The sequence below is a fragment of the Paracoccus mangrovi genome (genome assembly GCF_042648425.1).
Lineage (GTDB): Bacteria > Pseudomonadota > Alphaproteobacteria > Rhodobacterales > Rhodobacteraceae > Paracoccus > Paracoccus mangrovi.
In genome coordinates this window covers 172,844-186,188 of record NZ_JBHRXJ010000005.1, presented here as the reverse complement: position 1 = coordinate 186,188, position 13,345 = coordinate 172,844, and the positions used below count along the sequence as shown (strand labels likewise).

Genomic DNA, 13,345 nt, shown 5'->3' with positions numbered 1-13,345 from the left:
CGTTTAGCCGGACAAATTCGTCCCATTTTGCAAGGATCCGCTTTCCGGCGGCGCGGGCGGGCGTTTGGGCAGTGCGATTCGAAAGCAGGCGCCGCCGCGTCCAGGAAGATAGGCGATGCTGCCACCCAGAAACTGCATGATTTCCTGACAGATTGCCAATCCAAGCCCGGCGCCGCCCGCCCGCGACGGATCGTTGAGCCGCGAGAATTTTTCAAAAATCAGCGTGCGGTTCTGTGGCTGGATGCCCGATCCGTTGTCGCCGATATCGATTTCGGTGCCGCCCGCCTCTGTGCGGCGGGTATCGATCCGGATCGCGGGAAATTCGGCATCGCAATATTTGCGCGCATTCGTGATCACATTGATCAGCACCTGCAACAGCCGGTCGGGATCGGTGATGACGGGCAGATGCTCGGCGGGGATATTGCGGATGATGGTGAAATCGCGCGGCGCGGGTGTGGCGCCGGCAGTCGTCAGCGCGCGCCCGATCAGATCGTGCAGGTTCACGACCGCCGGGCGGGGGCGCGCCCGTCCACCCTCGAGCACGGCGAGGTCCAGCAGTTCCTGCAAAAGCCGGGTCAGGCGCGCGGCTTCGTCATGGATGATCCCGGCAAAGCGGCTGCGATCGGCGGCCGAAAGCTCGGGCTCCATCAGCAATTCGGAAAAGGCCCGGATCGAGGTCATGGGCGTGCGCAACTCATGGCTGATCTGGCCGAGGAATGCGTCTTTCTGGGTCGACAGCGCGGTAAGTTTTTCATTGCTCTCCCGCAGCATGCGCGCAGTTCTTGCCAATTCGGATGAGGCTGTTTCAAGGCGCAGATTGTCGGCGCGGGCGCGGCTGGCCTCGCCGGCGACATCCATTAGCTCGGCCACGGTCACCCCGCCACGTCCGACCACGCGGCTCATCAGCGCGGCGGCGGTCGCGGCGCCGACGGTCCCCGCCAACCGGCGTTCGAACAGGGCCAGAAAGCGCGGCGTCAGATCGGGAAGGTAATCGGATTTCCCTTGATTTTCCGCGCTCTTGCGAAAGAAATCCAATGCGCTTTCCGTACCCCAGATACGCCCGGCCAGGGACAAAAGCGCCTCGGATTGCGCGACCGGCGCGGTTTCGGCGGGGCTGCTGTCGGGGGCGATGGCGTGGACGAACGACAAGGCCTGAAGCCGTTCGACCGGATCGGGAAAATCCATCAGCGAAATCACCGTCAGCAGCGCCAGATTGACCCCCAGCGCCAAAAGCACGGCGCCGGCAAAGGGGTCGATCCCGGCCGGCATTTCGGGGCGCGCGATCAGGCCCAGCGAGGGCAGAAAGATCAGCACCGCCCAGATCACCGTCCCGGCCAGCACCCCGGCAATGGCCCCGCGCCGCGTCGCCCCGCGCCACAGCAGCCCCGCGATCATCGCAGGCAAGACCTGCGCCATGCCGGAAAAGGCCACGATCCCCATCGAGGCCAGGGCCGAGGTCCCGCCCGACAGTTGATGATAGATCCAGCCGGCACCGATCACCGCCACGATGGCCAGCCGCCGCGCGTTCAGCATCCACGCGCCCAGATCCTCGGGGCTGGCGGCCGGATCCATAGGCCGCACCTGCCGCAGCCGCAGCCAGACCGGCGCCAGCCAGTGGTTGGCCATCATCGTCGACACCGCGATGGCGCTGACCACGACCATCGACATGGCCGAGGAAAACCCGCCCAGAAACACGAAAGCCGCCAGCGTATCGCGCCCCTGCGACAAGGGCAGGTCCAGCACATAAAGATCCGGGTTCGATCCCGCCGGAAGCATGTCATGGCCCACCACCGCGATGGGCAGGACCAGAAACGACATCGCCGCCAGATAGGCGGGAAAGGCCCAGCCGGCATGGCGCAGGCGGTCCTCGTCATTGGCTTCGACCACCAGAACATGGAACATGCGCGGCAGGATGACGACCGCGGCTCCAGAGAGCGCGATCAGCGTGAACCAGCGGTCGGGACGGATGATCCAGCCTTCGCCCTGGGGCGAGGCGGCCATGCGGTCGATGCGGGCCAGCACATCGGCAGGCCCGTCCGCCAGCCCCCAGAGCACATAGGCGCCGACGGCGACAAAGGCGGCAAGCTTGACCGCCGCCTCGACCGCGATGGCCATGACGACGCCGTGATGACGCTCATCCGCCGCCAGATTGCGGGTGCCGAACAGGATGGCGAAGGCCGCAAGCCCGACCGCGACCCATAGCGCGACATTGGCCGAAAGCGGGTGCCCGGGTTCGGAAAAGGCCGAAACCGCCATGCTGACCGATTGCAATTGCAGCGCGATATAGGGCGTCGCCGCCAGTACCGCGATCAGCGTCACCAGCCCCGCCAGCGCCGCCGATTTCCCGAAGCGGCTGGAAATCAGGTCGGCGATCGAGGTCACGCGATGCATCCGCGCCACCCGCACCAGCCGCCTGAGCCCCCACCATGCGCCGGCAAAAACGATGCCCGGCCCCAGATAGATGGTCAGAAATTCCAGCCCCGAACGGGTCGCATAGCCCACCGCCCCGTAAAAGGTCCAGGCCGAGCAATAGACCGACAGCGACAGCGTATAGATGACCGGCCGATCCATCCAGCGCCAGCGCCCGCGCGCGGCGGCGCGGTCGGCCGCATGGGCCACCAGAAACATCAGCGCCAGATAGGCAATCGCGGCCACGCCCAGCGTTTCAGGCGTCATCCTCGTCCTCCGGCGCGGGGCTTTGGGCCAATGCGCGATGCAGCAAGGCGGTGGCGGCGATGGTCAGGCCCCAGCTCAGCGCAAGCCAGACGGCGCCGCGCGCGAAGCTGAAATATTGCGGCAGCCAGATCGGCGGCAACAGCGTGGCCAGCGCGAAAACCGCCGCCACCACCCGCGTGGCATCGCCCAGACGGCGGCGGCGATAGGCTTCGCGCCCCAGAAACAACCGCCGGGGACTCATGCCGGGCCCAGAAGGTCTTGGACGACGCGGCGCAGATCTGCATTGGCAAAGGGCTTGGCCAGCACCCGGTCGGCGCCCTCGGGCAGGCTTGCGGTGCCCCGCGCGGTCAAAAGCAGCACCGCGAGGCGCGCCAGTTCCGGGTCGCCGCGCAGATCCGCCAGCAATTCGGCGCCGCTGCGTCCGGGCAGCATCAGATCCAGCACCACCAATCGCGGCCTGAGCGCGCGGATCCGGTCCAGCGCGCCGATGCCGGTGGTCCACAATTCGCAATGCCAGCCCTCGCGGGTCAAAAGGAAATGCACGGCCTCGGCGATGCTGGGCTCGTCCTCGATCAGCAACACGTCGGCGGGCGGGGTCACGGGCGGGATCCTCTTGCGGTTGCGGCGATCATGGCGGGGCGTGGCAGCGGCGTCAAATGCTCATGCCGGACCCAGGATCGAAGGTTCGTGCCGTGCCGTGCAGGCGGGGCGCGGACAGATCCGGCAGGCGGGACCGACCGGCAGCGCCGGGCGCGTGTCCTGCAAGGCGGCGGGCCGGATCAGCATCTGCGCCCGGCTGAGCGCGGGGCCGTCAAAGCCCATGGGCAACAGCCGTTCGGCCACGGCCCATGCGGCGAAACGGCCCTCGCCGGTGGTCTCGATCAGCCGCGCGACGGGCAGCTGCGGCTGGGCCAGCGCCTCGAACAGCGGCCAAAGCGCGCAGCCCTCGCCCGGGCGGGGCAGCGGAAAGCCGGTGGCCGCAAGGCGCAGGATCGCCGCGCCCGAACCGTCACAGACGATCAGCCCGGCCTGTTGCCATGGGCCGGGCCGCAACACGCCAAGCCGGCGCAGAACGAGGTCGAGGGACCTGCCCAGACGCGCGGCGATCTGTGCCGGATCGCCGGCGATGGCGGGATCCGAGACCGCCGCCGACAGCGTCGCATCGGGCAATTGCGCGCGGTCATGGGCCAGCATGCCGGCCAGCCCCTGCGCCATCGCCCGCGCCGCATCCGAGACCAGTTCCGGCGCGTTGGCGGGATCGCTCTGGCCGGCGGCCAGCCAGGCCTCGACCTCTTCCTGAGGCGACATCGGCACGGCATCGTCCTCGAAACTGTCGAGATAGGCCACGAGCGACTGTGCAGTGCGCGACAGGCGCAGGCTGTCGCTGTCCAGATTGGCGTGAAAGCGGTCGCGCCATTCCGGTTCGATCTCGGGCGTTTCCGCAAGGATCGAGGCGGTCGAGCGCAGCGCCGTCACCGCCGATTGCACCTCATGCAGCGTGGTCAAAAGATAGGGGTCGCGCGTCATGCGATCCGACAGCGCGATCAGCCGCCGTTCCAGCGCATCGGCGCGGCGCATGGCATCGGCCAGCGTCGCCGCCCAGCCCGGAAATCGGGCGGCGAATTCGCCGATCTGATCCAGCTCGACGGCGGTCCCGGACTGATCGGGCGCGCGGGCGGCCGCCTCGCGCAGGGCGCCGATCAAAAGCTCTTCGCGATCCGAGGCCAGTTCCTGCGGATCGATTTCCAGCGCCTGCGCCAGCCGCGACAACAGGTCGTGGCCGACCGGCCGGCGATTATGCTCGATCAGGTTCAGATAGGCGGCCGAAATATCGGCGCGGCGCGCGATATCGGTTTGCCGCTGGCCAAGGGACAGGCGCCGTTCGCGGATGCGCGTGCCGATCAGCGGCCGGGCCGGCGAGGGTCGGGCAGGGATCTGGGACGGGCGGGCCAAGGGTCAGCCCCCGGGACGGCCATGGCCAGCAAGGCGGCGAACAGGCGGTCGCGGCCAGAGGTGGCGGATGGGCGGGCATGGGCGGGTCAGGCTGAACTTCCTTTGACAGGTCGCCCGCGCAGGCGGGCAACGTAAAATCCCGAAGGACAGATTAGGTTCGGCGCGGGGATCGGGCAAGCCGCATCTGGACCGCCCGGAACGGGAAGGGGCCGGAATGCGCGATGCATCCCGGCCCCGTTTCGTTTCAGGGTCTTGCGGTTGCCCGCTGGCCCCTTGGCCCGGATCAGGCGGCGCTCTCGGTGGCCGGCTTGGCCGCCGGCTCGGGCCGGCCCAGCATGCGGCGCACCAGCACAAAGAACAGCGGCACGAAAAGAACGCCCAGCACGGTGGCCGAAATCGTCCCGCCCAGCACGGTCGCGCCGATGGTGTTGCGCCCGTTCGCCCCCGCCCCCGAAGACAGCGCCAGCGGCAGCACCCCCAGCGAGAAGGCGACCGAGGTCATGACGATGGGCCGGAACCGCTGGCGCGCGGCCTCGACCACGGCCTCGTAAAGCGGCTTGCCGGCATCCGCCTGTTCGCGGGCGAATTCGACGATCAGGATGGCGTTCTTGCCGGTCAGGCCGATCACGGTCAGCAACCCGACCTGGAAGAAAACGCCATTGTCGAACCCGCCGAGCCAGGCCCCGGCCAGCGCGCCCAGAACCCCGATGGGCATGGCCAGCATCACCGCGAAGGGGATCGACCAGCTTTCATAAAGCGCCGCAAGACACAGGAACACCACCGCCAGCGACAGCCCGTAAAGCAGCGTGGTCTGGCTTCCGGCCTGTTGTTCCTCAAGCGAAAGGCCGGTCCAGGCGACGTCAAAGCCGGTGGGCAGTTGTGCGCCAAGTTCCTGAATCGCGGCCATGCCTTCGCCCGAGGATACGCCGGGCTGGGGCGAGCCCTGTACCTGCATGGCCGGCACGCCGTTATAGCGGGTCAGCCCCTGGGGCCCATAGCTCCACAGACCGGTGGCAAAGTTCGAGAAGGGCACAAGCCCGCCCGCGCTGTTGCGCACCCGCCATTTGTCGATATCGGTCGGCACCGAGCGCGAATTGGCCTCGCCCTGAACATAGACGCGCTTGATCCGGCCACGATCGATGAAGTCGTTCACATAGCTGCCGGCCCAGGCCACCGACAGAAGGCTGCCGACATCGGTCGCGGTCACGCCCATGGCCCCGGCCTTGCGCCAGTCGATATCGAGCTTGTACTGCGCCGCGTCCTCAAGCCCGTTGGGGCGGGCCGAGGCGATGCGCGGATCCTGCGCGGCCATGCCCAGCATCTGGTTGCGGGCATCCAGCAGCTGTTCATGCGGCTGGCCGGCGCGGGCCTGAAGATAGAAGTCAAAGCCCGACACGTTGCCCAGCTCGATGACCGAGGGCGGCACGATGGGAAAGACCATCGCATCCTGGATCTGCATCATCGCCGGAAAGGCGCGCCCGGCAATCGCCTGCACCGACTGATCGGGACGCGGCCGTTCCGACCAGTCCTTCAGCCGCAGAAAGACGATGCCCATGTTCTGGCCCTGACCGGCAAAGCTGAAGCCGCTGACGCCGAACGAGCTGTCGACATTCTCGGCCTCCTGGGTGTTGAAATAGCCCTGAACCTGCCGGATCACCGCTTCGGTGCGTTCGGTGGTGGCGCCGGTCGGACCCTGGATCAGCACGAACATGATGCCCTGATCCTCATCGGGCAAAAAGCCGGTGGGCGTGCGCAGGAACATGAACACCATGGCCGCGCCGATGCACAGATAGATCACCATCATCCGCAACGGCCGCCGGATCAGCCAGTTCACCGCACCGCCATAGCGATGCATGATCCCGTCGAAAATGCGGTTGAAAAGGCCAAAGAAGCCGCGCGTCTTGTGGCCGTGTTCATTGCGCAGCAGCGTGGCGCAAAGCGCCGGCGTCAGCGTCAGCGCCACCACCACCGAAAGACCCATGGCCGAGGCGATGGTGATCGCGAACTGCTTGTAGATGACCCCGGTCGAGCCGCCGAAAAACGCCATCGGCACGAAGACCGCCGACAGCACCAGCGCGATACCGACCAGCGCCCCGGTGATCTGGCCCATCGATTTGCGCGTCGCCTCTCGCGGGGAAAGGCCCTCTTCCTCCATGATGCGTTCGACGTTTTCCACCACGACGATGGCGTCATCGACCAAAAGCCCGATGGCCAGCACCATGGCCAGCATGGTCAGCGTGTTGATGGTAAAGCCCAATGCCGCCAGAATCCCGAACGTGCCCAAAAGCACGACCGGCACCGCCAGCGTCGGAATGATCGTTGCCCGCCAGTTCTGCAAGAACAGCAGCATGACCAGAAACACCAGCACGATGGCCTCGATCAGCGTCTTGACCACTTCTTCGATCGAGATCAGCACGAAGGGCGTGGTGTCAAAGGGCACCACATAGGTCATGCCCTCGGGGAAGAAGCGGGCGAATTCGTCCATCCGCGCCTTGATGCGGTCGGCCGTGTCCAGCGCGTTCGCCCCCGAGGCCAGGCTGATCGCCATCCCCGAGGCCGGCTGCCCGTTATACTGGGCGTCGGTCATGTAATTCTCGGCGCCGATCTCGACGCGGGCCACATCCTTGAGCAGGATCAGACCGCCATCGGCCTCGGCGCGCAGCACGATCTGTTCGAAATCGGTCGGCGTCGACAGCAGCGATTGCGCGGTGACGGTGGCGTTCAGCATCTGGCCGGCGGGCGCGGGCCGGTCGCCGAAGCTGCCGGCAGAAATCTGCGCGTTCTCGGCCGAGACCGCCGCCACCACATCCGACGGCGCCATGTCATAGGCCGCAAGCTTGGACGGATCCAGCCAGATCCGCATCGCATATTGCGAGCCAAAGACCTGGACCGTGCCCACGCCCTCGACCCGGCTGATATCGTTGACGATGTTGGAAATCAGATAGTCGGCCAGATCGGCCTGTTCATATTGTTTGTCCGTCGAGGTCAGGCCGATTACCATCAGAAAGCCCGACGAGGATTTCTCGACGGTAATACCCTGACGCTGGACCGGTTCGGGCAGAAGCGAGGTCGCCTGCGACAGCTTGTTCTGCACCTGAACCTGGGCGATGTCGGCATTGGTGCCGGTCTCGAAGGTCAGCGTCGTGGTCGAGATGCCGGCCGAACTGGAGGACGAGCTGAAATAGCGCAGGCCGTCCAGCCCGGTCATCTGCTGTTCGATGACCTGGGTCACGGTATTGGCCACGGTATCGGCCGAGGCGCCGGGATAGGTGGCGGTGACCGTCACCTGCGGCGGGGCGATCTGGGGGTATTGCGCGACCGGCAGGGTCAGGATCGACAGAATCCCCAGCCCCATGATCAGGATCGAAATCACCCAGGCAAAGACTGGACGGTCGATGAAAAAGCGGGCCATTAGCGTTTCCTGTCCTGTATTGCTTTGGCTGCCATTGCTTTGACTGCGGCGGGTCTGCGGCGGATGCGGCTGCGATCAGTTCGCCGCCGTCTCGCCGTCCTGGCCTTCGGCCGGGGCATCCGCGGGCGCATCGGTCGCGGCGGCATCGGCCGGGGCCTTCGCTTCGGCGTCGCCGGGCGTTGCCGGGGCATCCGTACCCTCGGCGGCCGGGGCCGCCGCTTCGGGGGTGGCGGGCTGGCGTTCCTGCGGGGCGACCGGGGCGCCGGGGGCGATCTTTTGCAGACCCTCGACGATCAGCCGGTCGCCATCCTTCAGTCCCTGACTGACCACCCAGCTATTGCCCATGTCCTGAAGAATGGTCAGCTGGCGCTGTTCGACGATATTCTCGGCATTGGCCACCAGCGCGATGGGCTGACCCCGGCGGTCGCGCGACACGCCCTCTTGGGGGGCCAGGAACACGTCATGGGCGATGGTCTGCTGGACCACGGCCTGAACATACATGCCCGGCAGCAGAACCCGGTCGGGATTGGCGAATGACAGCCGCAGCGTGACCACGCCGGTGGTTTCGTTCACATAGGGTTCGGCGGCGGTCAGCGTGCCTTCGTGGTCGAAATCGGTGCCATCGGCCAGCCGCAGCGTGACCTTTTGATCGCCGCGTATCTGCCAGTCGGTTTCGGCCATCTGGCGGCGGAACCGGATGACCTGGGCGGCCGATTGGGTCACGTCGACATAGACCGGGTCCAGCGTGCGGATGACGGCCAGCGGATTGGCCTGGCTGGCGGTGACCAGCGCGCCCTGACTGGTCTGGGCCAGGCCGATCTCGCCGTCCAGCTCGGCGCGGATGGTGGTGCGCTCGACCTCGATCTGGGCGGTCAGCAGCTGGGCCTCGGCGACCTTGACGGCGGCCTCGGCGGCGTCGCGGGCGGCGATGGCGCTGTCGGTGGTGCTTTCGCTGGCGACGCGGCGGTCGCGCAGGGCGCCGGCGCGCTCGGCCTCGCGGCGGGCATTGTCGGCCTGGGCGCGGGCCTGGGCCACGGCGGCCTCGGCCTGAGCCACGGCCGCGTCATAGGTGGTGCGGTCGATACGGAACAGCGGATCGCCCAGATTGACGTGGCGTCCTTCTTTGAACAGGCGTTCGGTGACGATACCGTTGACCTGCGGGCGCACCTCGGCCTCGGCCGAGGCGGCGACGCGGCCGGGCAGGGTGGTGGTCAACGGCACATCCTGCGCATGCAGGGTCACCACCGTCACCGGGGTCGGCGGCATCTCGCCCTGAGGCTGCTGCGCGGCGGCAGGCATGGCGGCCGTGTGGAAAAGCCCGATCGCAAGCGGCAGGATCAGGCAACTGGGAATACGGCGCGGAAGCGCTGGCATTGTCTTGCTCCGGGCATGGAATGCGGGTTTTGTATTATAACGAACAGCAACCACCGGGATATTCAATCCCAAAAACGCGCGGACCGCACTTGCGCGCATCGCCGGAAGGCAGGCCGCCGGACCGCGCGGGCGGATCGCCCTTGCAGATCGCGCTGGCCTTGGGCTTTGGCCTTGCGCTAGCCTGAATATCCGTCGCCGTCATGGCGGATCGCGGCGATCCGGGCGGGACGGGTGTTCAGGGGGGATGAATGGCCGATCAACAAATCTACAAGCAGGGCCTCGATGCCTGTGCGGCGAATTACGAACAGCTTTCGCCCTTGCGCTTCATCGAGCGCACGGCCGAGGTCTATCCCCAGGCGCTTGCGGTGCTTTATGGCGATCTGCGCCGGAACTGGGCCGAAACCTATGACCGCTGCCGGCGCGTTGCGGGCGCGCTGGTGGGGCGCGGGCTGCGGCCGGGCGATACTGTCGCGATCATCGCCGCCAATATCCCCGAAATGTTCGAGGCCCATTTCAGCGTGCCCATGGCCGGGGGTGTGCTCAATGCCATCAACACCGGTCTGGATGCCGAGGCCGTGGCCTTCATCCTGAACCATGGCGAGGCGCGGGTGCTGTTGGTCGATCCCGAATTCGCGGAACTGGCCGAGCGCGCGGTGCGAATTTCGGGCCGGACAGAGATGCTGGTCGTCGATATCCTCGATCCCGGTTTTGACGGCGCCCGGCGCATCGGGCAGCTGAGCTATGACGCGCTTCTGGCCGAAGGGGATGCGGATTTCGACTGGCTTTTGCCGGAAAGCGAATGGGATGCGATCACGCTGAATTACACCTCGGGGACGACGGGCGACCCCAAGGGCGTGGTCTATCACCATCGCGGCGCGGCGCTGAACGCCATGGCCAATATCGTGTCCTGGGGCATGCCCCAGCATGCGCGTTATCTGTGGACGCTGCCGATGTTTCACTGCAACGGCTGGTGCTTTCCCTGGACCATCGCCGCCAATGCCGGGGTCTGTATCTGTCTGCGCGCGGTCCGGGCCGAACCGATCTGGCAATTGATCCGCGACGAAAGGGTCAGCCATTTCTGCGGTGCGCCCATCGTGCTGAACATGCTGGCCAACGCCCCCGACGAGCTGAAGGTTTTCGACCATGAGATCAAGGTGATGACCGCAGGTGCTGCGCCCCCGGCCACGGTCATCGCGGCGATGGAGGCGCTGGGGATTTCGGTCACCCATGTCTATGGGCTGACCGAGACCTATGGCCCCTCGGTGGTTTGTGCCTGGAAAGAGGAATGGAACGAGCGCAGCCCCGAGGCGCGCGCGCGGCTGAAATCGCGTCAGGGCGTGCGCAATCCCGCGCTTGGCGGGCTGATGGTCGCCGATCCCGAAACCATGGCGCCGGTGCCCCGCGACGGCCAGACCATGGGCGAGATCTTCATGCGCGGAAACAATGTGATGAAGGGCTATCTCAAGAACCCGTCGGCCACCGAGAAAAGCTTTCGCGGCGGCTGGTTCGCCTCGGGCGATCTGGGGGTGATCCATCCCGATGGCTATATCGAGCTGAAAGACCGGTCCAAGGATATCATCATTTCCGGGGGCGAGAATATTTCCTCGATCGAGGTCGAGGATGTGCTTTACCGCCATCCCGACGTGATGGAGGCGGCGGTCGTGGCCCGGCCGGACGCGAAATGGGGCGAGACGCCCTGTGCCTTTGTCGCGCTCAAGCCCGGGCGCGTGCTGTCGGCCGAGGATCTGATTGCGTTCTGTCGCCAGAACATGGCGCATTTCAAGGCGCCGAGGACGGTGGTCTTTGGGGAATTGCCCAAGACATCGACCGGCAAGATCCAGAAATTCATCCTGCGTGAGCAGGCGCGCCGACTGTGAAACCTTGCACTGGTCGGCGCGGCCGCATGGATATTTGAATGAAGAAGAAACCGGCGCCGCGGGGTGACGGTTTGCTCTTGCGGTCGGGCGCGGGGTAATGCTATTTGCACCGCCAGCGCGGGTATGGTGAAATGGTATCACACGAGCTTCCCAAGCTCTTGGCGCGGGTTCGATTCCCGCTACCCGCTCCAATCTTCTGACAGATCAGGGCATTGCGCATCGCAGGTTTCGGCGCGCTGTGGCCTGCGTTTGGGATACTTTAGCGCAGCCCCATATCGGCCAGCGCGCGGGCGATGTCCGGCGGCAGGTTCGGTTCGCTGTCGCGCCCCTGGGGCAGGTCGGGGGGCGCATCCGTGCCGGGCAGGTAGCGCCAGCCCTGAAACGGGCGGCGCGGCACCGCCGCGACCCGGATCAGCCCCGGCTCAAGGATCAGCGCGCAGCGGCGGATGCCGTCCTCGCCAAGCACCTCTTCAAGAGCCAGCAGGCGCTGGCGGGCCTGCATGACGCCTTTGAACACCCAATAGATCGAACCGCCGTCGAGCAGCTCGGCTTCGCGTTTGGGCCACATCCGGGTGACATGGCGCGCCGGGCCCCCCTTATAGCGATCCGCCTGCCATGCGGCCAGTTCGGCCGGGTCGTCGCAACCGACGCAAAGTTTCATCAGGTTCAGATGTCCGCTCATGTGCCCAGATATATCCGCCTTAGGGGCAGGCGCAACCGGGGTGGCAAGGGGGCGGCGGGGTTGCACCCGTCACCCCGCGGCGTTACCCCGATGCCAAGCGCAAACGGAAAACATCATGAACGAGCCGAACCCGACGCCGATCCGCAGCCAGCCGCTGCCGGAATTCATCGCCATGCTGGCATTGATCTTTGCCGTCATCGCCTTTTCCATCGATTCCATGCTGCCGGCACTGCCGCAGATCGCGGCCGAGCTGTCGCCGGGCAATGTGAACCGGGCGCAGCTGGTGCTGACGGCCTTTGTCGCTGGGATGGGGATCGGTCTTTTGGTGGCGGGGCCGCTTTCGGACACCCTGGGGCGCAAGCCGGTGATCACGGCGGGCTTTGCCATCTATGCGCTGGCGGCCATCGCCGCCGTCTTTGCCAATTCGCTTGAGATGCTGCTGGTGGCGCGTTTCGTGCAGGGGGTGGGGGCGGCGGCGCCGCGGATCGTGGCGCTTGCGCTGGTGCGCGACCTTTATCAGGGCCGCGAGATGGCCCGCATCACCAGCTTCGTGATGATGATCTTTATCCTGATCCCGGCGGTGGCGCCGTCGATCGGCATGATCATTATCCAGGCCATCGGCTGGCGCGGGGTCTTTGGGTCCTTTGTTCTGTTGGCGCTGGTCGGGGCGCTGTGGCTGAACCTGCGTCAGGCCGAGACCCTGCCGCCGGCGGCGCGGCGGCCACTGAACCTGTCCGCGCTGGGGGCCTCGGCGCGCGAGGTGCTGGGCAATTCGCAGGTGCAGCTGATCACGCTGGTGATGACGCTGGGCTTTGGGCAGATGTTTGCATTGCTCAGCTCGGCGCAACAGCTTTATGTCGACACCTATCACACCGGGGACAGCTTTCCGCTGTGGTTTGCGGCGATGGCGCTGTTGTCGGGGGGCGGGACGGTGCTGAACGCGCGCTATGTGATGCGGCTGGGGATGCGCCGGATCGTTTCTGCGGCCTATGCGATGCAGGTCGTGGTATCGGGCAGCATGCTGATCCTGCTGATGGGGGATCTGTTGCCGCCGGGGCTGCGCTTTCCGGCGTTTTTCCTGTGGTCGGTCAGCGTCTTCTTCATGGCTGGCGTCACCTTTGGCAATCTGAACGCCATGGCATTGCAGCGCATGGGCCATGTCGCGGGGATGGCCGCCTCGGTCATCGCGGCGGTCTCGACCATTGGCGCGGTGCTGATCGCGGCGCCGATCGGGCTTTTGTATAACGGGACCGCGCTGCCTATCGTGCTGGCCACGCTGATCTGTTCGGGGCTGGCGCTGTGGCTGATGCGCCGCGTCGACGAGGTGTGATGCCCCCGGCCATATGGCGCGGCGGCCGGGGCGCAGCCCGG

The 13,345-nt window shown here is 66.4% G+C and carries 9 protein-coding genes and 1 tRNA gene; 3 read left to right on the top strand and 7 right to left on the bottom strand.

Annotation, left to right across the window (positions count from 1 at the left end; genetic code table 11):
* Window positions 1-3 precede the first annotated feature (3 nt).
* The 6 genes from ACFOMH_RS09400 to ACFOMH_RS09375 form a co-directional block, all read right to left on the bottom strand.
* The gene (locus ACFOMH_RS09400) at window positions 4-2,676 is read right to left on the bottom strand and encodes an ATP-binding protein (protein WP_377744104.1); all 2,673 of its coding nucleotides are present in this window, start codon (window positions 2,674-2,676) and stop codon (window positions 4-6) included.
* Window positions 2,666-2,917, bottom strand: coding sequence for a hypothetical protein (locus tag ACFOMH_RS09395; RefSeq protein WP_374425359.1), 252 nt, complete (start codon window positions 2,915-2,917; stop codon window positions 2,666-2,668). Before ACFOMH_RS09395 ends, ACFOMH_RS09400 begins: the two co-directional genes overlap by 11 nt.
* Window positions 2,914-3,276: a response regulator transcription factor gene (locus ACFOMH_RS09390; protein WP_377744101.1), complete on the bottom strand. Its 363-nt coding sequence runs from the start codon at window positions 3,274-3,276 to the stop codon at window positions 2,914-2,916. The genes ACFOMH_RS09395 and ACFOMH_RS09390 overlap by 4 nt, the downstream gene beginning before the upstream one ends.
* A gap of 60 nt (window positions 3,277-3,336) precedes the next feature.
* A complete protein-coding gene (locus tag ACFOMH_RS09385) occupies window positions 3,337-4,629 on the bottom strand; it encodes a short-chain fatty acyl-CoA regulator family protein (protein WP_374425361.1) in 1,293 nt (430 codons plus the stop codon).
* Between the two features lie 283 nt (window positions 4,630-4,912).
* Complete coding sequence (locus tag ACFOMH_RS09380; protein ID WP_377744099.1) at window positions 4,913-8,041, bottom strand: efflux RND transporter permease subunit; 3,129 nt, start codon at window positions 8,039-8,041, stop codon at window positions 4,913-4,915.
* Window positions 8,042-8,116: 75 nt separating this feature from the next.
* On the bottom strand, window positions 8,117-9,415 hold the full coding sequence (locus tag ACFOMH_RS09375) for an efflux RND transporter periplasmic adaptor subunit (RefSeq protein ID WP_377744098.1): 1,299 nt from the start codon (window positions 9,413-9,415) through the stop codon (window positions 8,117-8,119).
* Window positions 9,416-9,663: 248 nt separating this feature from the next.
* Here ACFOMH_RS09375 and ACFOMH_RS09370 point away from each other — a divergent pair, with 248 nt between their 5' ends.
* A complete protein-coding gene (locus ACFOMH_RS09370; protein WP_377744096.1) occupies window positions 9,664-11,292 on the top strand; it encodes an acyl-CoA synthetase in 1,629 nt (542 codons plus the stop codon).
* A 117-nt stretch (window positions 11,293-11,409) separates the two neighbouring features.
* Window positions 11,410-11,483, top strand: a tRNA-Gly gene (locus ACFOMH_RS09365).
* A 68-nt stretch (window positions 11,484-11,551) separates the two neighbouring features.
* Here the strand turns inward: ACFOMH_RS09365 and ACFOMH_RS09360 are convergent.
* Entirely contained in the window at window positions 11,552-11,974 is a 423-nt protein-coding gene (locus tag ACFOMH_RS09360; protein WP_374425365.1) for a DUF1489 family protein, read from the bottom strand.
* 115 nt (window positions 11,975-12,089) lie between these two features.
* Between ACFOMH_RS09360 and ACFOMH_RS09355 the strand changes: the two genes are divergently transcribed.
* Window positions 12,090-13,304 (top strand): multidrug effflux MFS transporter, encoded by a 1,215-nt coding sequence (locus ACFOMH_RS09355; RefSeq protein ID WP_377744094.1) that lies wholly within the window; start codon window positions 12,090-12,092, stop codon window positions 13,302-13,304.
* Window positions 13,305-13,345 lie beyond the last annotated feature (41 nt).